The 20,342-nt window shown below is 67.7% G+C and carries 21 protein-coding genes, 1 tRNA gene and 2 pseudogenes; 13 read left to right on the forward strand and 11 right to left on the reverse strand.

What is annotated here, in order from left to right:
• Positions 1-2 precede the first annotated feature (2 nt).
• Positions 3-406, forward strand: a pseudogene (locus ABFB10_RS18435) (cell division protein ZapA).
• A gap of 152 nt (positions 407-558) precedes the next feature.
• On the opposite strand, the gene grxD reads toward ABFB10_RS18435, so the two are convergent.
• The 3 genes from grxD to xth form a co-directional block, all read right to left on the reverse strand.
• Positions 559-918 carry a Grx4 family monothiol glutaredoxin gene (gene grxD / locus ABFB10_RS18440; RefSeq protein ID WP_023852375.1) on the reverse strand — a complete coding sequence of 120 codons (360 nt, stop codon included), beginning with the start codon at positions 916-918 and terminating at the stop codon, positions 559-561.
• Positions 919-975: 57 nt separating this feature from the next.
• Positions 976-1,212 (reverse strand): BolA/IbaG family iron-sulfur metabolism protein, encoded by a 237-nt coding sequence (locus ABFB10_RS18445; protein WP_206565859.1) that lies wholly within the window; start codon positions 1,210-1,212, stop codon positions 976-978.
• 92 nt (positions 1,213-1,304) lie between these two features.
• Entirely contained in the window at positions 1,305-2,114 is an 810-nt protein-coding gene (xth, locus tag ABFB10_RS18450) for an exodeoxyribonuclease III (RefSeq protein ID WP_347167608.1), read from the reverse strand.
• Between the two features lie 489 nt (positions 2,115-2,603).
• On the opposite strand from xth, the gene ABFB10_RS18455 reads away from it, so the two are divergent.
• From ABFB10_RS18455 to ABFB10_RS18465, 3 genes are read left to right on the forward strand one after another with little or no spacing between them, the layout of a single operon-like run.
• Positions 2,604-2,912 carry a hypothetical protein gene (locus ABFB10_RS18455; RefSeq protein ID WP_347167609.1) on the forward strand — a complete coding sequence of 103 codons (309 nt, stop codon included), beginning with the start codon at positions 2,604-2,606 and terminating at the stop codon, positions 2,910-2,912.
• Between the two features lie 60 nt (positions 2,913-2,972).
• Entirely contained in the window at positions 2,973-4,034 is a 1,062-nt protein-coding gene (locus tag ABFB10_RS18460) for a DUF6902 family protein (RefSeq protein WP_347167610.1), read from the forward strand.
• The gene (locus ABFB10_RS18465; protein ID WP_347167611.1) at positions 4,031-4,945 is read left to right on the forward strand and encodes a DMT family transporter; all 915 of its coding nucleotides are present in this window, start codon (positions 4,031-4,033) and stop codon (positions 4,943-4,945) included. Before ABFB10_RS18460 ends, ABFB10_RS18465 begins: the two co-directional genes overlap by 4 nt.
• Positions 4,946-5,109: 164 nt before the next feature.
• On the opposite strand, the gene ABFB10_RS18470 is transcribed toward ABFB10_RS18465, so the two are convergent.
• Entirely contained in the window at positions 5,110-5,433 is a 324-nt protein-coding gene (locus ABFB10_RS18470; protein WP_023852369.1) for a HesB/IscA family protein, read from the reverse strand.
• Between the two features lie 332 nt (positions 5,434-5,765).
• Here ABFB10_RS18470 and ABFB10_RS18475 point away from each other — a divergent pair, with 332 nt between their 5' ends.
• The 9 genes and pseudogenes from ABFB10_RS18475 to ABFB10_RS18515 all read left to right on the forward strand — a co-directional run bounded on the left by ABFB10_RS18475 (position 5,766) and on the right by ABFB10_RS18515 (position 14,802).
• Positions 5,766-6,950, forward strand: a complete 1,185-nt coding sequence (locus tag ABFB10_RS18475) for a deoxyguanosinetriphosphate triphosphohydrolase (RefSeq protein WP_347167612.1) — start codon at positions 5,766-5,768, stop codon at positions 6,948-6,950.
• Positions 6,951-7,129: 179 nt separating this feature from the next.
• A pseudogene (locus ABFB10_RS18480) lies at positions 7,130-9,002 on the forward strand (cation:proton antiporter).
• Between the two features lie 199 nt (positions 9,003-9,201).
• Positions 9,202-10,941, forward strand: coding sequence for an arginine--tRNA ligase (gene argS, locus ABFB10_RS18485; protein WP_347167613.1), 1,740 nt, complete (start codon positions 9,202-9,204; stop codon positions 10,939-10,941).
• Positions 10,942-11,024: 83 nt separating this feature from the next.
• The gene (locus ABFB10_RS18490; RefSeq protein ID WP_347167614.1) at positions 11,025-11,549 is read left to right on the forward strand and encodes a hypothetical protein; all 525 of its coding nucleotides are present in this window, start codon (positions 11,025-11,027) and stop codon (positions 11,547-11,549) included.
• 246 nt (positions 11,550-11,795) lie between these two features.
• Entirely contained in the window at positions 11,796-12,002 is a 207-nt protein-coding gene (locus ABFB10_RS18495; RefSeq protein ID WP_347168060.1) for an SPOR domain-containing protein, read from the forward strand.
• Positions 11,999-12,949, forward strand: a complete 951-nt coding sequence (locus ABFB10_RS18500; RefSeq protein ID WP_347167615.1) for a glycoside hydrolase family 3 N-terminal domain-containing protein — start codon at positions 11,999-12,001, stop codon at positions 12,947-12,949. Before ABFB10_RS18495 ends, ABFB10_RS18500 begins: the two co-directional genes overlap by 4 nt.
• 50 nt (positions 12,950-12,999) lie before the next feature.
• On the forward strand, positions 13,000-13,797 hold the full coding sequence (locus tag ABFB10_RS18505; protein ID WP_347167616.1) for a segregation and condensation protein A: 798 nt from the start codon (positions 13,000-13,002) through the stop codon (positions 13,795-13,797).
• A gap of 55 nt (positions 13,798-13,852) precedes the next feature.
• The gene (scpB, locus tag ABFB10_RS18510; protein WP_347168061.1) at positions 13,853-14,512 is read left to right on the forward strand and encodes an SMC-Scp complex subunit ScpB; all 660 of its coding nucleotides are present in this window, start codon (positions 13,853-13,855) and stop codon (positions 14,510-14,512) included.
• An 86-nt stretch (positions 14,513-14,598) separates the two neighbouring features.
• A complete protein-coding gene (locus ABFB10_RS18515) occupies positions 14,599-14,802 on the forward strand; it encodes a hypothetical protein (protein WP_347167617.1) in 204 nt (67 codons plus the stop codon).
• Positions 14,803-15,013: 211 nt separating this feature from the next.
• Here ABFB10_RS18515 and ABFB10_RS18520 read toward each other — a convergent pair whose 3' ends face one another.
• From ABFB10_RS18520 to plsX, 7 genes are all read right to left on the reverse strand, one after another.
• The gene (locus ABFB10_RS18520; RefSeq protein ID WP_347167618.1) at positions 15,014-16,090 is read right to left on the reverse strand and encodes a 2'-deoxycytidine 5'-triphosphate deaminase; all 1,077 of its coding nucleotides are present in this window, start codon (positions 16,088-16,090) and stop codon (positions 15,014-15,016) included.
• Between the two features lie 380 nt (positions 16,091-16,470).
• Positions 16,471-16,547 (reverse strand) — tRNA-Pro (locus ABFB10_RS18525).
• Between the two features lie 66 nt (positions 16,548-16,613).
• The gene (locus ABFB10_RS18530) at positions 16,614-16,781 is read right to left on the reverse strand and encodes a hypothetical protein (protein WP_347167619.1); all 168 of its coding nucleotides are present in this window, start codon (positions 16,779-16,781) and stop codon (positions 16,614-16,616) included.
• A 7-nt stretch (positions 16,782-16,788) separates the two neighbouring features.
• Positions 16,789-17,775: a MerR family transcriptional regulator gene (locus ABFB10_RS18535; protein WP_347167620.1), complete on the reverse strand. Its 987-nt coding sequence runs from the start codon at positions 17,773-17,775 to the stop codon at positions 16,789-16,791.
• A gap of 11 nt (positions 17,776-17,786) precedes the next feature.
• Positions 17,787-18,089 (reverse strand): integration host factor subunit alpha, encoded by a 303-nt coding sequence (gene ihfA, locus ABFB10_RS18540; RefSeq protein WP_023852358.1) that lies wholly within the window; start codon positions 18,087-18,089, stop codon positions 17,787-17,789.
• 162 nt (positions 18,090-18,251) lie between these two features.
• Positions 18,252-19,223 (reverse strand): beta-ketoacyl-ACP synthase III, encoded by a 972-nt coding sequence (locus tag ABFB10_RS18545; protein ID WP_347167621.1) that lies wholly within the window; start codon positions 19,221-19,223, stop codon positions 18,252-18,254.
• The gene (gene plsX, locus ABFB10_RS18550) at positions 19,220-20,320 is read right to left on the reverse strand and encodes a phosphate acyltransferase PlsX (protein WP_347167622.1); all 1,101 of its coding nucleotides are present in this window, start codon (positions 20,318-20,320) and stop codon (positions 19,220-19,222) included. The genes ABFB10_RS18545 and plsX overlap by 4 nt, the downstream gene beginning before the upstream one ends.
• Between the last annotated feature and the right edge of the window lie 22 nt (positions 20,321-20,342).

Raw genomic sequence — 20,342 nt, forward strand, 5'->3', positions numbered from 1 at the left:
TGATGGCTCAGAAAGAAGTCGATATCGTCATCGGCGGGCGCACCTTCGAGGTTGCCTGTCAGGATGGCGAAGAGCAGTTCCTGTTTACCGCCGCCAAGCTTCTGGACGACGAGGCCGGGACCCTGGTGTCGCAGATCGGACGGATGCCCGAGGCGCGGATGCTGCTGATGGCGGGGCTGATGCTGGCCGACAAGACCGCCGGTCTGGAAGAGCGCCTGCGCGACGCGCAGGACAAACTGGCCGCCGCCGAAAGCGCGCTGGCCAGGGAAAAGGCCGTCCGGCGCCGGAGCCCACAAAAGTAGAGGTGCCGGTGATCCCGGACGACCTGACCGACAGCCTTGCAGAGATTGCCGCCCGGGCGGAATCTCTGGCAGAGCAGGTCGAAGAGGCGCTTGGCGCGACCTGAGGTCAGGCGCCGCGATCGGCCCCGGACCGGGGCCGGTCCGGCGCGTCGATCTGTTCCGGTGCGCCGATGCATTGCCAGAGCCCTGAACGCAAACGGGCGGGGAATTCCCCGCCCGTTTTTCGTGTCATCCCGCCTGCGCAGCGGCGCGCGCCTCAGGCGTTGGCTTCGCGGATCTTCTCTGCCGCATCCTTGTCATAGGCAACGCCGTTCTGCTCGAAGAGCGCGTCCAGCTCGCCCGACAGGGTCATCTCGGTGATGATGTCGCAGCCGCCCACGAACTCGCCCTTGACGTAAAGCTGCGGGATGGTCGGCCAGTCCGAGTAATCCTTGATCCCCTGACGGATCGCGTCGTCGGCCAGCACGTTCACATCGGCGAAGTCGACACCCATGTAGTTCAGGACCCCGGCGACACGGCTGGAAAAGCCGCATTGCGGCATGGTCTTGGTGCCCTTCATGAAAAGGACCACGTCATTGGCGGTTACGGTCTGCTTGATCTGGTCTTCGGCGGACATGGCTGTCTCATCCTTCTGATGATCCGCGCCCGGCCCGTGCCGGGGCGGAAAGGTGTGTCAATCCGGGGCCTTGGTGGTCAGCGCCAGCGCGTGCAGGTCCCCGTCGGGGCCGTCCATCCGGCCCTTCAGCGCGGCATAGACCGCGCGTTGCTGCTGGACCCGGTTCTTGCCGCGAAAGCTTTCGTCGATGACCATGGCGGACATGTGTACACCATCGTTACCCTCGACGACGATCCGGGCATCGGGAAAGGTCTGACGCAGCAGATCCTCGATTTCCTGGGCGTGCATGGGCATGAAGAGAAGCCTCGTCTTTACCTGAGTGTTCCGTTTGAAATTAGTGTGCGCGGGGGCGGGGTGCAAGCGGATGCCTGAGCGCCCGCACCGGGTCAGGCGGCAAGCGTCACCCAGACCGGCACGTGGTCCGAGGGTTTCTCGCGCCCGCGCACCGCCTTGTCGATCACGCAGTCGGTCATCAGGTCGGCGGCCTGCGGGGTCAGCAGCAGGTGGTCGATGCGGATGCCGTTGTTGCGGTTCCAGGCGCCGGCCTGATAGTCCCAGAAACTATAGTGACCGGGGCCCTGCACGCGCGCCCGGAAGGCCTCGGTGAAGCCAAGGTTCAGGATTCGACGAAAGGCTGCACGGGTCTGCGGCAGGTAAAGCGCGTCGGTTTCCCAGCTTTGCGGCTTTGCGGCGTCCTCGGCCTGCGGGATCACGTTGTAGTCGCCCGCCATCATCGCGGGCATTTCCGCCGCCATCAGCGCGCGGGCGCGCGCCTCCAGCCGGTCCATCCAGTCCAGCTTGTAACCGTATTTGCCGTCGCGCAGGGGCTTGCCCTCGGCGTCGAACTCGACCGGGTTGCCGTTGGGCAGGTAGAGCCCGCACAGCCGCACGGCATGGCTGTCGCCGACCACCGTCGCCTCGATCCAGCGGGCCTGTTCGTCGCTGTCGTCGCCGGGCAGGCCGCGGGTGACGTCCTCCAGCGGCAGTTTCGACAGGATCGCCACCCCGTTGAAGCCTTTCTGGCCATGGGTCTCGACGTTGTAGCCGCGATCCTCGAAGGGCTCGCGCGGAAAGGCCTCGTCGACGGACTTGATCTCCTGGCAGAGGACGACGTCGGGCTGGGCCTCGTCCAGCCAGTCGGTCAGGGCGCCGATGCGGGCCTTGATCCCGTTGATATTGAACGTGGCGATCTTCATGGCGGGCTCCTTCGATATGCCGCAGGCAGACCCGATGTGGTCAGCCGGGTCAAGGGGGTGACAGGCCGGGTTGCGGGTGGGGCCACCGGGTGCCGCCCCTTGGCGTCGGGTCTGGCACAGGGGGGCTGTGCGGGTTGGGAGGGGGATGCGGATTAGAAACAGGCTGACGCTGACGCGCGGCGAGGACATTGCCGGGCGGGGCAATGATTCGGCTGTTGTCGGCTTTGCAAAGGGCGTTGCGCTGCAAATTCCGGTGTTATCCCCAAGAAATTTATATCTGTGGAAAAACCCGTTCGTTTCGCAGTTCGAAACGGATGCACTGGGCACCGACTGTGCATAACCCCAGCCTTAAACAACCTTAACAAGAATTAACTTTTTGCAAACCCGTTTTGCGTGCAGATTTCAAGGGCATATCACCAAAACTTAAACTGGAGCATGAACATGTCTGCACGCAGTAAACGTATATTCTCTGAAGAAGCCGTTTCCAATGTGGAAGCAAGCGCCCTGACCGGCGAGGCAGTCGAGGCCTTCACCTCGTGGTCCGGTCCCGCAACCGGGGACCGCTTTGCCGGCGATGCCATCGAGGCTTTCACTTCATGGTCCGGCCCGGCGACCGGCGACCGCAGCTCGGGCGACAACGTCGAGGCTTTCACCTCGTGGTCCGGCCCGGCGACCGGCGACCGCAGCTCGGGCGACAACGTCGAGGTCTTCACCTCGTGGTCCGGCCCGGCGAAGGGCGGCATCGCAGAGGGTGAGCAGGTGCAGGCCTTCACCTCCTGGTCCGGTCCCAAGGCCTGACCCCCAGACAGCCGAACCGGGCGGGGCGGGCCCTGTCCTGACAGACAAGGAGCCACGGATATGACCAATGTCATCCCTCTGACCGTCCCGACCCGGATTGCCCCCTCGGAAGCGCGGGTGACCGCGCTTCTGGGCTGTTTCGCCGACCATCGGCGGCCAGAAGAGGATGTCTTCTGGCTGAAGGAGAACGCCGAGCTTCTGAACATCCTCGAATGTACCGGCACCCCGGTGCCGCCCGAGGCGCTGGCCCGCCACGCCGGGTTCTATGCCGGCGCCGAGAAACGCCTGCGGTTCTTCCCGCAGTACTACCGCTTTTTCCTGTCGCTGGCGCTGGATCTCGAAGACCTCGGAATGCCCGGCGCGCAGGCCGCGCGCATGGTGGATTTCGCCGCGTCCGAAGGGCTGGCCCAGGCGGAACTCTCCGACCTGCAACGCGCCGAGGCGCGACGACTGATGACGCGGCGCGGCGTCGACCCGATCCGCGAGCCGGGGCTGGACGACCGGCTGCGCGCCTTCGCCGCCCGCAGCGCGACCTTTGCGCTGCCCAACAAGAAGGCGGCCTACGAGCTGACCCATATCGTCTACTACCTGTCGGAATACGGCCGCCGCGATCCCGATCTGCCGCCCGAGGTGCTGCAAAGCTTGCATTTCGCCGGGCTGACCGCCTTTCTGGACCAGAACGCCGACCTGCTGGCCGAGGTCTGCATCGCCCCGGCCTATGCCGGGGACAGCGCGCCGGCGGTCTGGACGGCCTGGCTGCGCGCCCGGTCCGAGGGTTTCGCCATTGCGGCAGGCGAGGGCGTGGCGCTGAGCGACGATTACCACGAGTTCCTCGTCGGCAACTGGCATCTGGGGGTGATCGGCGAACCGGTCTTTCGCAAGCCGGTCGCGGATGCACGGATGCGCTTTGACCGGGCGCCGCGTCAGGGCAACGCCCTGCGCGAGATCAGCGAGGCCATGCTGGGCATGGAGGAGGGGCGCAGCGGCGACTGGCACAGGATGCGGCGCCGCATGGCGCCGAGGCTGTCGCCGGAGGCGATGGAGCTGCTGAGCGCGGCGGCGCGGTCGAGCGCGCTTTTCGAAAGCTATTTCGAGGGCTTCGCCCGGGCCGGGCGGCTATGAGGGCGCTGACGACAGGCGCCGGGGCGGGCGCGGCGCTGGTCGTGCTGTACACCGGAATGATGGCCGCTGCCGACGGCATCACCAAGTTCATCGCGGGCGGCTACGAGGCGCCGCAGCTGTTCGTGCTGTCCTCGGCGCTGGTGCTGGCCTTCACGCTGGGCGCGGCGCGGGCGCAGGGCAAGAGCGCGGTCGAGGGTATCCGCCTGCGCTCGGTCAGACCAATGGCGGTGCGCGCGGTGCTGACCGTGGTCGCCTCGGTCGCCTTCTTCATGGCCTTCCGGCTGCTGCCCTTCGCGGATGTCTTCTTGTTCATCGGGCTGATCCCGATGATCGCGGCGGCGCTGAGCGGCCCGGTCCTGAACGAGGCGCCGCGTCCGATGGCCTGGGCGGCGCTGGCGCTGGGGGCCGGGGGTGTGCTGTTCCTGATGCCGGGCGGCTTGTCGGGCGCGCAGGCGGGCCATGGCTGGGCGCTTCTGGCGGCACTTTCGGGCACCGGCTCGATGCTGGCGGCGCGGGTGATCGCGCGCGCCGAACGCGTGCCGCTGGCGCAGGTCTTCTGGCCCAACGCGGCGCTGATGGGGGTGATGGCGCTGGCGCTGCCGCTGGTCTGGAAGCCGATGCCACTGGCGGATCTTGGCTGGGTCGCGGCCTATGCCGCCGCGCTTTTCGCCGCGCGCTACGTGGTGGCCGAGGCGCTGCGGCTGCTGCCCGCCTATGTGGCGACACCGCTGATGAACCTGCAATTCGTCTGGATGGTGGGCATCGGCCTGGTTGCCTTCGGAGAGGTTCCGGCGGCGGGCACATGGATGGGTGTGACGCTGGTCATCGGCTCGGGGATCTGGCTGGTGGCCGACGAGAGCCTTGCCGGCGCGCGCGCCACCCGTCCGGCGGCGGCGCTGGCGGCGGAGTAGGGACGGGGGCTCTGCCCCCAGACCCCCGGAGGTATTTGGACCAAGAAGAAGCAGGAAGAAGCAGGATGTCCCGTGCGAAAGGGATGCGGCGCTTTTTCCGGGCGCCGCTTTTCCCTGCGATGCGGAACCGGCCCGGACGCTGCGGTGCGGGCGCGGCAGGCGTGTTACATCGAGAAGGAGGTTCCGCAGCCGCAGGAGCTGGAGGCGTTGGGGTTCTCGATCACGAAACGGGCGCCGATGAGTTCTTCGGAAAAGTCGATCACGGCGCCGGACAGGAAGGGCAGGGAGACCGGATCGACGACAACCCTTTCGGCGCCCTCGCCGATCACCAGGTCGTCGTCGGCGGGTTCGTCGAGGCGGATGTCGTACTGGAAGCCGGAGCAGCCGCCGCCCTCGACGGCGACGCGCAGGGCCTTGCCCTCGTCGCCGGCGCCAATTTCGGCCAGGCGTTCGAAGGCGCGGGGGGTGACTTTGGGCGGCAGTTGCATGGGGCACCTGGGGTATTGCGGTTCTTCCCAGAGATAGGCCCGCGCGGACGCGGCAGCAAGCCCCCGGCGGGTTTGCCGGCGGCGGTGGCCACGAGGAGCAACAGCGTCGAAGCGCGGTGACCGGTCGGCTGCGCCTGCAAAAGCGGGCGCTGGCGGAGCGGGCCTGGGGCGAAGGGAAGCGCCTTCGGCGGCGACGTCGGGGGGGCGGAAGATCGCGGCCTGGGCTGGGCAAGGGGCCCGGTCCTTGCCGCCAAATGCCCGGCGGGGGGCAGGAAGCAATGTCATTCGGGGCCGTCATTCAGTAAACAGCCCCCGAATCCGGAGACCCTGCCATGCCCGACGCCCCTTTTGCCTGCCATCCCGCCGTGTCCCGCGGGCGGCGCCATGCCGAAGAGGAAAGCGCCTTCCGCTCGTGTTTCCAGCGCGACCGGGACCGTATCATCCATTGTTCGGCCTTTCGGCGGCTGAAGCACAAGACGCAGGTCTTCGTCGAACACGAGGGCGATTTCTACCGCACGCGGCTGACCCATTCCATCGAGGTCGCGCAGGTGGCGCGCACCATTTCCAACGCGCTTGGCCTGAACACCGACCTGACCGAGGCGGTGGCGCTGGCGCATGACCTGGGCCACACGCCCTTCGGGCATACCGGCGAGGATGCGCTGGATGCGCTGATGCAGCCCTGGGGCGGGTTCGACCACAATGCCCAGACGCTGCGGATCGTCACCACGCTGGAGCGGCATTATGCCGAGTTCGACGGGCTGAACCTGACCTGGGACACGCTGGAAGGCATCGCCAAGCACAACGGGCCGGTCGAGGGCGCCATCCCCTATGCGCTGTCCGCCTACAACGCCCTGCATGACCTCGAACTGCACACCCATGCCAGCGCCGAGGCGCAGGTGGCGGCGCTGTCGGATGACGTGGCCTACAACAATCACGACCTGCACGACGGGCTGCGGGCCGGGCTGTTCACCGAGGAAGAGATCGCCGCGTTGCCGATCATCCGCGAGGCCTATGCCGAAGTCGATGCCACCTATCCCGGTCTGGATGCCTATCGCCGCCGGCACGAGGCGCTGCGCCGGGTCTTCGGTGCCATGGTCTCGGATCTCATCCAGACCTCCGAGGCCTGCCTGAAGGAGTCTGGCGCGGGCTCGGCACAGGAGATCCGCGAGTTGGGACGCCCGGTGATCCGTTTCTCCGAGGCCCTCTGGGCGGACCTGCGGCAGATCCGCAGCTTCCTGTTCACCAACATGTACCGCGCCCCAGAGGTCATGGAAAAGCGCGCCCGGGTCACGCAGGCTCTGGAGGCGCTCTTTCCGCTGTACATGGCCGATCCGACGCTGCTTCCGGCGCGCTGGCAGGGCGACGTCGAGACGGCCCTGCGGGCCGGTGACGAGGCCGGCCTGGCGCGGCTGGTTGCGGATTACGTGGCGGGGATGACCGACCGTTTCGCGCTGCAGCAGCACATCAAGCTGACCGGGCGCGATTGTCTCGAAGGGCTGGGCGGCAGCGGCTACTGACGGTGCCGCCGTCCGGGCGCTGTGCGGGCCCGGATCGGGGTGGCCTGACAGCGCCTCGTCCCACCGCCGGGCGTGCCTCCCCCGTTCCGCCGTCTTGACCGGCCATGGACGCCGGCGCAGGCTGCGCTAGCTACGCATGACCCGCAAAGGGCTGCGACTGGGACAGGGAAGACCGACAGATGGCAACGGCAGAAACGGGCGGCGCGCTCGATCCGGTACTGGCCTTCGCGCTGGTGGGCGCGCTTGGCGTGGGCAGCCAGTGGCTGGCCTCGGAAGCTGCGGTTGCCCGCCATCGTGCTGATGCTGGCCGCCGGTCTGGTGATCGGGCCGGTGCTGGGCTTTCTCGATCCCGGCGCGCAGTTCGGGGACATGCTGCAGCCGATGATCGCCATTGCCGTAGCCATCATCCTCTTCGAGGGCGGTCTGACGCTGAACCTGCATTCGCTGAAGGATGCCGCCGAGGGGGTGCGCCGCCTCGTGGTGATCGGCGCGCCGCTGGGCTGGCTGTTCTCGACGCTGGCGCTGCATTACGTGGCGGGCGTCAGCTGGGCTGGCGCGGCGGTTTTCGGCGGCATCATGATCGTCACCGGACCGACGGTCATCGCGCCGCTTCTGCGGCAATCGCGGCTGTCGCGCCGCCCCGCCGCGCTCTTGCAGTGGGAGGCGATCGTCAACGATCCCATCGGCGCGCTGGCCGCGGTGCTGGCCTTCGAGGTCGTCGTGGTCTTCGAGACCGCGACCGGCGCGGGCCATGCGGCGCAGGTACTGATCGTCGGCATCCTCGTCGCCATCGTGCTTGGCGCGGCGGCGGGCTGGGGGCTGGTCCGGGCCTTCCGCAACGCCTTTGTGCCCGAGTACATGAAGGTGCCGGTGCTCTTCGTGGTGCTTCTGGCGGTCTTTGCGGTGTCGGACAGCGTGCTGCATGAAAGCGGCCTGCTGGCGGTAACCGTCATGGGCCTGTGGCTGGCCAATGCCGAACTGCCCAGCTTCACCGAGCTGCGCCGCTTCAAGGAACATGCGACCATCCTGCTGGTCTCGGGCGTCTTCATCCTGCTGGCGGCGAACATGAGCTTCGAGAAGCTGGCCATCCTCGACTGGCGGGCGCTGGTCTTCGTTGTGGTGGTAATCCTCGTCGCGCGGCCTGCGGCGGTTCTGATCTCGCTGGCGCTGTCGAATATCCCGTGGAAAGAGCGCCTGCTGGTGGCCTTCACCGGCCCGCGCGGCGTGGTGCTGGTGGCGGTGGCCGGGCTCTTCGGAGAGCGGCTGGCGGCGCTGGAGATCACCGATGCCAATCGCATCGGGCCGCTGGCCTTCGCGCTGGTGGCGGCGACGGTGGTGCTGCACGGCTTCACCCTGACACCCATGGCGCGCTGGCTGGGGCTGACGGCGGCCAAGGTGCCGGGGGTGCTGATCCTCGGCGGCTCGCAATGGTCGGTGGAACTGGGCAAGGCGCTGCGGAAGATGGAGCTGCCGGTGATGATCGCCGACCCGAACCATGCGCATTTGCGGGCGGCGCGCGAGGCGGGACTGGACACCTTCTTCGGCGATATCCTCTCCGAGGCGGCAGAGCACCGGATCGACCACGTCGCCTATGAAAAGCTGATCACGGCCACCGACAACGACGCCTATAACACGCTGGTGGCCACCGATCTGGCGCCCGAGTTCGGGCGCGAGAACGTCTATCAGCTGAAGCGGGTGAAACAGGCCTCGTCGCGCCATGCGCTGCCCGCGACGCTGGGTGGCCGGGCCCTCGGCGCCGACGAGACCTTCTTCGAGGTCAACGCCCGCGTGGCGCAGGGCTGCGAGTTCCGCGTCACCCGGCTGTCCGAGGAATTCACGCTGGAGCACTGGCGCGAGAAACTGCCCGATGCCACGGCCTTCGCAGACATCGGCCCGAACGGGACGCTGCGCCTGCTCGGGCCGGAGGACGAACCCAAGGACGCCGCGGGCACCCGCATCCTGTCGCTGACCCCGAAGAAGCCGCACCGCAATGGCGAGGGCAACGGAAACGGCGAAGCCCGCAAGACCGAGGATCCGCAGGACGTCGCCTAGAGGGCGGTCCGCCGGACCGGCAGGGCAAGGCGCGGCCCGCGCCCCGGCGCGCCTCTCCCGTCTTCTCTGGTCTTTCAAATACCTTGGGGGTCCGGGGGCAAAGCCCCCGCCAGTCGCGCGGCCGCAGGGCCGCGCGAAACACCCCTGTTTGACGCAGCCCGTCAAAGTGGTAGAGGACAGCCAATCCAAGAGGCATCCCATGAACCTGTTTTCCGATATCCGCGCGCTGGTGATCGACAGCATTTCCGCCCTGCAAGCCGAGGCCACGCTGCCCGAGGGCCTGAACACCGATCCCGTCACCACAGAGCCGCCCCGCGACCCGGCGCATGGCGATATGGCGACCAACGCCGCTATGGTGCTGGCCAAGCCCGCGAAGATGAAGCCGCGCGACATCGCCGAGGCTCTGGCCGAGAAGCTGCGCGCCGATGACCGCATCGCCAGCGCCGAGGTGGCCGGGCCGGGCTTCCTGAACCTGCGGCTGTCGAACGCCACATGGGCGGCGCTGCCCGCCGCGATCCTGACCGACGGCACCGGTTACGGGCGCTCCGACATGGGCGCGGGCACCAAGGTCAATATCGAATACGTCAGCGCCAACCCGACCGGCCCGATGCACGTGGGCCATGCGCGCGGCGCCATCGTCGGCGACGCCATGGCCTCGCTGCTGGCCTATGCGGGCTATGACGTCACCCGCGAATATTACATCAACGACGGCGGCGCACAGGTCGACGTGCTGGCGCGGTCTGTCTACCTGCGCTACCGGGAGGCGCATGACCTCAGCGTCGACTGGCCCGAGGGCAGCTACCCGGGCGACTACCTGATCCCGGTGGGCGAGGCGCTCAAGGACAAGGTCGGCGACCGCTGGCTGGACGCCCCCGAAGAGGAATGGCTGGCCGAGGTGCGCACCTTCGCCACCGATGCGATGATGGACCTGATCCGCGCGGATCTGGCCGCGCTGGGTGTCCACATGGACAACTTCTTCAGCGAGAAAAGCCTTTACGGTACCGGGCGGATCGAGGATGCGATCCAGACGCTGGACGACAAGGGCCTGATCTATCGCGGCGTGCTGGAGCCGCCCAAGGGCAAGACCCCCGAAGACTGGGAGCCGCGCGAACAGACGCTGTTCCGCTCGACGGAACACGGCGACGACGTCGACCGCCCGATCAAGAAGTCGGATGGTTCCTGGACCTATTTCGCGCCCGACATCGCCTATCACTACGACAAGGTGACCCGCGGCTTCGACATGCTCATCGACATTTTCGGCGCCGACCACGGCGGCTATGTCAAACGCATGAAGGCCGCCGTCAGCGCTCTGTCCGAAGGCAGCGTGCCGCTGGATATCAAGCTGATCCAGCTGGTGAAGCTGTTCAAGGACGGCCAGCCCTTCAAGATGTCCAAGCGGGCAGGGACCTTCGTCACCTTGCGCGACCTGGTCGACATGGTGGGCGCCGACGTGGCGCGCTTCCACATGCTGACCCGCAAGCCCGACGCGGCGCTCGACTTCGACTTCGACAAGGTGGTCGAGCAGTCCAAGGAAAACCCGGTCTTCTACGTGCAATACGCCCATGCCCGGATCTGTTCCGTGCTGCGCAAGGCCGCCGATGCGGGTGTCGACGTCTCGGACGCCACGCTTGCGGGGCTGACCCCGGTGCTCGAAGACCCCGCCGAGATCGCGCTGGCCGCGAAGCTGGCGGAATGGCCGCGTCTGGTCGAGATCGCCGCGCGCACGCATGAGCCGCACCGCGTCGCTACCTACCTGTCCGAGGTGGCCGCCGACCTGCACGGGCTGTGGAACAAGGGCAACGACAATGTGGCGCTGCGCTTCGTGCAGGATGACCCTGCCGCAACACAGGCGAAAATTCTGCTGGCCCGCGCCACGGCGGTTGTGATTTGCGCCGGGCTTGGTATCCTTGGCGTGACCCCGGTCGAAGAGATGCGCTGACAAACAGGCGCCCCGGCCGGATCTGATCGAGCAGGCACCCACCCGAACGGCCATGTACCGTGCGGGGGAGACATGAGGCAGACATGGCAGAGTATACCTTTGACGGGGCCTATGGGGCCCCTGCATCCGTAAAAGCGGCATCGCTGGCCCATTGGCTTGGGGCGGCTGCCTCTGTTGCGCTGGTCGTGGGCGTGGGCGTCTGGGGCTACAAGGTCATGGCGCGCGACGTCTCGGGCGTGCCGGTGGTGATGGCCCTGGCCGGCCCGATGCGCGAGGCGCCCGTCGATCCCGGCGGCACGCTTGCCGATCACCGAGGGGCTGGCTGTGAACACGGTCGCGGGCCTTGGCGCCGCGGCCTCTCCGGCGGACCGGCTGGTTCTGGCACCGCGCGCCGCCGGGCTGGGGGCAGAGGACGTGGCCGCCGGGCTGCTGGTGCCCGCCGAACAGCCCGAGCCGATGCGGACCTCGCTGGCCGCCAATGCCGAAATCGCCGAGATCGAGCCGGGGCTGTCCGAAGACGAAGACGCCCAGCTTGCCGCGCTGGTCGCAAGCATCGGCGGCGAGGCCACTGGAACCGCTGGACGGCGGGGATATGGTGCCGGTGGTGACCTCGGTCGGAGAGACGTCGCTGGCCGAAGAGACGACACAGGTGGCCAGCCTCGGGCCGGGGCTGGCCCGGTCGCTGCGCCCGAACCTGCGCCCCGCAGGCCTGAGAAGCGCCGCAACTGCGCCGGAGGCCTCCGCCGCCGTGGCAGCGGGGGCCGCCGCTGCCGTCGCAACGCGAGGAGATCGACCCCGCGCAGCTTGCCTCCGGCACCCGGCTGGTACAGATCGGCGCCTATGATTCCGCCGAACTGGCCCGCAGCGAGTGGGACAAGCTGGGCGGGCGTCTGGGCGAGTTCCTCGACGGCAAGGACCGCGTGGTCCAGAAGGCCAGCTCTGGCGGGCGCACCTTCTACCGCCTGCGCGCCCATGGTTTCGAGGATCTGGCCGACGCGCGCCGCTTCTGTTCGGCGCTGGTGTCGCAGAACATCGACTGCATCCCGGTTGTGACGCGATGACGGGGTTCGGCGCGGCCATCTACGGCTGCGCGGGGCTGCGCCTGACCAAGGACGAGACCGCGCTGTTCCGGCAGGCGCGGCCTTTCGGCTTTATCCTTTTCGCCCGCAACCTCGACACGCCGGCGCAGATCCGCGCGCTCTGCGCAGAGATGCGCGCCGCTGTCGGATGGGACGCGCCGATCTTCATCGACCAGGAGGGCGGACGCGTCCAGCGCCTGCGCCCGCCGCTGGCGCGCGACTGGCGCCCGCCGCTGGAGGATGCCACCCAATTGGGCCGCGATGCCGCGCGCGCCTTCTGGCTGCGCGAGCGCATCATGGCAGAGGAACTGCGCGGCCTCGGCATCGACGGAAATTGCATCCCGACACTGGATATCGCGCGCCCAGAGACGCATCGCTTCCTGCACAACCGCTGTTACGGCGCGGATGTGGCGACGGTGGTGGCCCATGGTCGCGCCGCGGCCGAGGGGCTGATGCAGGGCGGCGTCCTGCCGGTGATGAAGCATATCCCCGGTCACGGGCTGGGGACGCTGGACAGCCACCTTGAACTGCCCCGCGTCGCGGCCCCCCTCGACGCGCTGGATGGCATGGACTTCGCCCCGTTCCGGGCCCTGAACACCCTGCCGATGGCCATGTCGGCGCATATCGTCTTCGAGGCGATCGACCACAGGCCCGCCACCCAGTCGCCGGTGATGATCGAGCTGATCCGCGACAGCATCGGCTTTGGCGGGCTGCTGATGACCGACGATATCTCCATGCAGGCGCTGTCCGGCACGGTGCCCGAGCGTGCCCGCGCCGCATTGGACGCGGGCTGCGACGTCGTCCTGCATTGCAACGGCGACCTTGCCGAGATGCAGGCCGTCGCAGAGGCGGCGGGCGCGATGAGCCCGGCGGCACAGACCCGCGCAGAGACGGCCACTGGCGGCCCGGCAGGCGCCCGCGCCGGTTGACATCGAGGCCCTGCAACAGGAATTTGAGGCCTTGATCGCAAGAGCCTTGAATGACAGAGCCTGACGCCCAGTCCGAAATGCCGCTGTCCGTCACCGACCGCCTCGCCGCCGAGGCGCTGGTGGTGGACGTGGATGGATTCGAGGGACCGCTCGACCTGCTGCTGAACATGGCGCGGGTGCAGAAGGTCGACCTGCGCAAGATCTCGATCCTTGCGCTGGCGCGGCAGTACCTGGCCTTTGTCGACAAGGCCAAGGCGCTGCGGATCGAACTGGCCGCCGATTACCTGGTGATGGCGGCCTGGCTGGCCTTTCTGAAATCGCGCCTGCTGCTGCCGCCCGATCCCACCGAAGAGGGCCCGTCGGGCGAGGAACTGGCCGCGCATCTCGCGTTCCAGCTGGAACGCCTGCAGGCCATGCGCGAGGCGGCGGCCAAGCTGATGGCGCGCGACCGGCTGGGGATGAACTTCTTCGCCCGGGGCCTGCCCGAGGAAATGGAACGGGTGCGGCGGGTGCGATACACCGCGACGCTGCTGGACCTGATGCAGGGCTATGCGCGCATCCGCACGCGCGACGAATTCCGCCCCTTCGTGATGGACCGCGACAAGGTCTTCACCATGGAACAGGCGCTGGAGCGGTTGCGCGGCATGATCGGCTTTGCCGGGCAGTGGACCGAGATCTCTAGTTACCTGCCGGACGGCTGGGGCGAGGACGAGGTCATGTGGCGCTCTGCCACCGCCGCGACCTTTGCCGCCTCGCTGGAGCTGGTCAAGGAAGGCAAGGCCGAGCTGCGCCAGTCCGGCAGTTTCGAACCGATCCAGCTGCGCCGCCGGGAGAGACGCGATGACTGACGACGCCCCGGACGAGACCCGCAACAATGCCCCGAATGATGCCCCGAAGGATACCATGACCCCGGACGAGAGCCTGCCACGCCAAAGCCTGTTCGAGGCGCCGCCCATGGCCGAGCAGGAGCGCATGGTCGAGGCGATCCTCTTTGCCACCGCCGAGGCCGTGACGGTCAAGGATCTGGAGGACCGGATGCCGCATGGCTGCGACGCAGCCGAGGCGCTGGTCTATCTGCGCAAGCGCTACGCCGGGCGGGGCGTGCATGTGGTGCGGGTCGGCGATGCCTATGCGATCCGCACGGCGCCCGACCTGGGCTTTCTGATGCAGCGCGAAACCGTCGAGACGCGCAAGCTGTCGCGCGCCGCCATCGAGACGTTGGCGATCATTGCCTATCACCAGCCGGTCACGCGGGCCGAGATCGAGGAAATCCGCGGTGTCGCCGTGTCGCGCGGCACGGTCGACCAGTTGATCGAGATGGAGTGGATCCGCTTCGGGCGCCGCCGCATGACCCCGGGCCGCCCGGTGACCTTCGTGGTGACGCAGACCTTCATGGAGCATTTCGGGCTGGAATCGGCGCGTGACCTGCCCGGGCTGGCGGAACTGCGCGCCGCCGGGCTGCTGGAAAGCCGCCCGTCGCCGCTGGGGGTGCCGCAGGTCGGCGAGGATGCGGACGCCGAGGAAGAGACCGACGAAGGACAAAGCGAGCTGTTCGAGGATTGATCCCCGGTCACGGCGATATGCCCGAAAATCGGCGCAATTTGCTGGTATTCGGGCGGCGAGGCTACTCGCAGGGACAGGACCGCGCCATGAACGCCAACCAGATCGTCAGCATGATCGTCCGCACGGTGATGCGGCAATTGATCAACCGGGGAGTGAACGCCGGGTTCAACCGGATGTCGGGCCGCCGCAGTGGCGCCAAGGAGCAGGGGCCCAAGGCGGTCACGCCCGAGCGTCGGGCGCAGATGCAGGTGCGCCAGGCCCGGCGCGCGGCCCGCGCCGCGAACCGCTAGAACCGGTCTCTCGCGCCCCTTGCGGGCCGGGTATCAGGTATTTTTGCCAAGAAGAAACCCGCGGTCGGCGCCTGGGGCTGCAGCGGGCATTCCTGTTTGCAGGTGTCTCTACCCGCCACGGAGGCGCCTGTTTCCTTGCCTTGGATGGCGTGCGAAAAGCGCCCTGCGCTCTTCGCGTGAAACATCGGGATGGTGGCGTAATGCCTTGATATTATGCCTTGAAGTGCTTGCTCAGCTTCAAACCCTGACCCTGGTAATTCGAGGCGATGCCTGATCCGTAGAGCTGTGCCGGGATCTCGGACATGCGCTCATAGACCAGCCGCCCCACGACCTGCCCGTGTTCCAGCGCAAAGGGCGCCTCGTGGCAGCGCACCTCCAGGACGCCGCGGGCGCCTTCACCGCCCGCAGGGGCATGGCCGAAGCCGGGATCGAAGAAGCCCGCGTAATGCACGCGGAACTCTCCGACCATGGCAAGGTAGGGCGCCATTTCGGCGGCGTAGCCGGGCGGAATATGCACCGCCTCGCGGCTGACGAGGATATAGAAGGCGCCGGGATCGAGGATCAGCCGCCCGGATTGCGAGCGCAGCCTGTCCCAGTAGTCGGCGGGGTCGTATTCGCCGATCCGGTCGAGGTCGATCACCCCGGTATGGGGCCGCGCGCGATAGCCAACGAGCCCCTCGTCGCCGGGCATGAGGTCGACCGAAAAGCCCAGCCCTTCATTGATGACCGGCTCGCCGCCGGAAACCAGCACGTGGTCGCGATGCAGTTGGGTCAGGTCGGCGTCGGTCAGCACCGTCCGCCCGTGCCGAAAGCGGATCTGGTTCAGCCGCTGGCCCGGTCGCACCAGCACCGAGAAGCTGCGCGGGCAGATCTCGGCATAGAGCGGCCCGGTATAGCCCTCGGCGATGCGGTCGAATTCCACCCCGCCGTCGGTGATCACCCGGGTCAGCAGATCCAGCCGCCCGGTCGAGCTTTTGGCATTGGCGATGGCCTGCGTGCCCTCGGGCAGGGCCAGCCGTTCCATCAGCGGGACGACGTAGACGCAGCCCTTTTCCAGCACCGCGCCGTCCGACAGATCGATTCGGTGCATCTCGAACTGGGCAAGCCGGCTTTCGACGCTGGTGCCCTTGCCGGCAAGGAAGGAGGCGCGGACCCGGTAGGCCACCGCGCCCAGCCGCAGGTCGAGGCTTGCGGGCTGCACCTGTCCGTCGACAAACGCTTCCGTGGCGCCGATCGCGCCTGTTGCAATCAGCGTCTCAATTTGCTGGCTGGCCAGTACACCCGTCATGCCGATCTCTCCTTTGCGCCCCTCTTAACAAGGCCGCGCGGGAAGGGGGAGCGAAATGCGACCTTCAGACGGCCCGGCCCGGCGGCTTGTCTTCGACTGCGCGGTGGTGCGGGATTTCCTGTTTTGCCGAGCCGCCCCGACGGGCCGCGTTGCGCGACAGGAACGCCGGGATTCCCGCGCCACATGGGCTGTCCGGTGCCGCGCCCTCCGAGCGTGCCGGACAGGTTGCAGCTTGCGGATCGGCCTTGGATTGCCGCGCCATGCGAGAGCGCGGATCTTTGCGGAGGCTGCGGAAGAGGCGATACGGGAGGGACGGGTGAACCCCGGGGGGTACGCGCGGGGCGCTGCGGCCCCGGTTTCCGTGATCGGTAGCGAATTTATGGTCGGGCTAGCAGGACTCGAACCTGCGACCTTCCGTCCCCCAGACGGACGCGCTACCAGGCTGCGCCATAGCCCGACTTGTCCGCGTGTCATACCGGTTTTTCCGGCACGTGCAACCCCCGCCCACGCAAAAATAAAATGATTAGGGCAGAGGCCGGTTCAGCCGGTCGCGCAGGGCTTTCATCCGGTCGAGCGGAGCGGCAAGCGCCTGAGCCTGCGGTTTGGTCAAGCCGCCGATTCGGGCCAGATGGGTCAGGGGGCCGGGCACCTGCGTGGCCTCTGCCTGCGCGGTGAAATCCGGCAGATCCACCGCGCGGTCAGACCGGCGTTGCGGCGCCCGCGGGTGTGTCGTTCCGGTCTTCGGGGGCCGGGCTGGGCGCGGTTTCCGACTGCGGGGCAGGCACGGGATCTTCGCCCGCCTCGATCCCGTGCGACGGCTCGGGGCTGTCCGGGGCCGGGGCCAAGGCGGGCGCCTCGGCGGTGGCAGGCGCTGCATCGCTTGGCGTGGCGTCCGGCAGATCCGCCATGGCGTCACCGTCCGTGAGGGGCTCGGGCGCAGGCAGCCCGCTGTCCATCATCGATTCGCGACCGGCCCCCGGCGGCGCTTCCGCAGCCTCTGCGGCGTCGGCGGGTGCTTCGGGGGTTTCTTCGGTGCGCCGGTCGGTTTGGTCGACTTCGAGCGGGGGCCCGGTCTCTTCCGGGTCCGGTTGCTGCGCCGATTCGTCCAGTGCCGGGGCCGGGTCCGTCGTCGCGGGGACAGGGGCGCCCGAATCCTCGGAGCGCGCCGTGTCAGCCGCCCCGGTGGCGGTTCTGTCGGTTCCGCTGGCTGCCGGATCCGCGCCCGAAGCGAGCGGCGGAGCGCCGGTTTCCCCGGCAGCGGGCGTCTCGGTCTGGGGCTGTCGCGCCGATGGCCGGGCCGTGGCCGAGGTGGGGAAGGTCAGGATCTCGGAGGTCGCGGGCGCTTCGGCCACTTCCTCGAAGGGGGCGTCTTCGATCAGCGCGGCGTCCGGGATGCCGTCGTCCTCGGCACCCACCATGGCCGAAAGGCTGCAGACATGGCGCACGCCCTGCTCGCGCAGGACTTTCTGGACGCCCTTGATGGTCATCCCGTCCTCGTGCAGCAACTTCTTGATTCCGCCCAGCAATTCCATGTCGGCAGGGCGATAGTAGCGGCGCCCGCCGGCGCGCTTCACAGGCTTTACCTGGCTGAACTTGCTTTCCCAGAACCGCAGCACATGGGCTGGCGTTTCCAGCCAGTCCGCGACTTCGGAGATGGTGCGGAAGGCGTCACGCGATTTCGACATGCCCTAGCGCCTCAGCGCTTGTTGCCCGCGGCCACGCGGTCTTTCATCAGGTGCGAGGGGCGGAAGGTCAGCACGCGGCGCGGCTGGATCGGCACCTCTTCCCCGGTCTTGGGGTTGCGGCCAACCCGCGCCGCCTTTTCGCGCACCGAGAAGGTGCCGAAAGACGAGATCTTGACCTGTTCGCCCGAAACCAGCGCATCGGACATGTGCTGAAGCACGGCCTCGACCAGCTCGGCACTTTCGTTTCGCGAAAGGCCGACTTCGCGAAACACCGATTCGCTCAGATCCATTCGCGTCAGGGTCTTGTCCCCCATACGTCATCCCTCCCGCAGTTTGCCCGAGATTAGGCGGATGTGAAAAGGCCCGTCAAGTTCAATGACTTGTGCGGTGCGATTTAGGCAAAGGTTGACCAGAGCGATGCGCGCGATTGCCCGAAGACCGGGCGTTGGCTGACGCATCGTCCGGAATTCGGGGCCTTACCAGCGCAAAACGACAGCGCCCCGGGCGAGGCCGCCACCGATCGCTTCGGTCACGATCAGGTCGCCCGGCTTGATCTGGCCACGGGCGCGACCCACGGACAGCGCCAGAGGGATCGAGGCGGCAGAGGTATTGCCGTGATCCTGCACGGTCACGACGACCTTGTCCATCGGCAGGCCCAGCTTCTCGGCGGTGCCGGCGATGATGCGGATATTGGCCTGATGCGGCACCACCCAGTCGAGTTCCGAGGCCTGGAGGCCGATCTTGCCCATCGCCGTCTCTGCGGTGGCGGCGAGCTTCTCGACCGCGTGGCGGAAGACCTCCTTGCCCTGCATCCGCAGGTAGCCGGTGGTCCCGGAGCCGATGCCGCCGTCGACGTAAAGGATGTCGCGGAAACGCCCGTCGCTGTTGAGGTCGGTCGACAGGATGCCGCGGTCGGCGTTGCTGCCGTCGCCTTCGGAGGCTTCCAGCACCAGCGCGCCCGCGCCATCGCCGAACAGCACGCAGGTCGCGCGGTCTTCCCAGTCCATGATGCGGCTGAAGGTTTCGGCGCCGATGACCAGAACCCGCTTGGCCTGCCCCGAGACGATCAGCGCATTGGCATTGGTCAGCGCGTAGACGAAGCCGGCGCAGACCGCCTGCACGTCGAAGGCAAAGCCCTTGGTCATGCCAAGCGCGGCCTGCACCATGGTCGCGGCAGAGGGGAAGGTCAGGTCAGCGGTCGAGGTCGCCAGCACGATGGCGTCGATGTCCGACGGTTCCAGCCCCGCATCCGCCAGCGCGGCCTTGGCGGCCCGCGTCGCAAGGTCAGAGGTGGTCTGACCCTCGGCGGCGAAATGCCGCCGCTCGATGCCGGACCGCGAGCGAATCCATTCGTCCGAGGTGTCCAGGCTGGCTTCGAATTCGGCGTTCTCGACGACTCGTTCGGGGAGGTAGTGGCCCACCCCGGCAACTTTTGCCCGCAGTGTCATGTCTTGTTATGGTCCTTCTGCTCGCCGTCATCTTGCGCAAGCTCGGCGGCAGAGGCAACCCGTGCAGCCAGTCGGTCACCGAAGCCCGAACGCGCCAGCTGGAAGGCCAGCTTCACCGCGGCGGAAATGGCGGTCGGATCGGCGGAGCCATGCGACTTCACCACCGTGCCGTTCAGCCCGAGGAAGACGCCCCCGTTGACGCGGCGTGGGTCGATGCGTTTCTTGAGGCGGCTCATGGAGGTCAGCGCCAGCACCGAGGCGATGCGCGACAGCGGCGAATAGGCAAAGGCCTCTTTCAGCAGCTGTCCGATCAGCGAGGCGGTGCCTTCGCCGGTCTTCAGCGCGACATTGCCGGTGAACCCGTCTGTCACGATCACGTCGCAGCGCTTGCCCGGGATGTCGCCGCCTTCGACGAAGCCGACGAATTCATAGGCGCCGTCGCTGGCGTGGTTCTCGATCAGGTCATGGGCCTCGCGCAGTTCGGCGCGGCCCTTGTGCTCTTCGGTGCCGACGTTCAGCAGGCCGATGCGGGGACGGGTGAGATCCAGCGCGTTGCGCGCGTAAGAGGTGCCCATCAGCGCATATTGCAGCAGGTCCTGCGCGTCGGCGCGGATATCGGCGCCGACATCCAGCATCACGTTGAAGCCCTGCGGATTGGACGAGGGCCAGAGGATCGCGATGGCGGGACGGTTGACGCCGGGCAGCTTGCGCAGGCGGATCATCGACAGCGCCATCAGCGCGCCGGTGTTGCCGCAGCTGACCGCCACGGTGGCATCGCCCGAGCGCACCGATTCGAGAGCCGACCACATCGAGGTGCTCTTGCCGTGGCGGACTACCTGGCTGGGCTTGTCGTCCATGCGGACGACATCCTCGGCATGGATCACCGTGCAGCGGCCATCGAGGATCTTGCGCTTGCCGACGAGTCGGTCAAGCTCCTCCCGGTTGCCGTGCAACAGGAAATCCAGCTCGGGATTCTTTTTGGCCGAATGCGAAATACCGGCGACCACGGCCGCCGGTCCCCTGTCGCCGCCCATGGCGTCGACGGAAATCACCACGCGCGTGCCGCCTGCCGCCTGTCGATCCTGCAAGGAACTCATGCCGGTAGGCCCCGCCGGGGTA

Origin of the sequence: Ponticoccus litoralis, assembly GCF_039769985.1 — a bacterium.
Classification (GTDB): Bacteria; Pseudomonadota; Alphaproteobacteria; order Rhodobacterales; family Rhodobacteraceae; genus Ponticoccus; species Ponticoccus litoralis.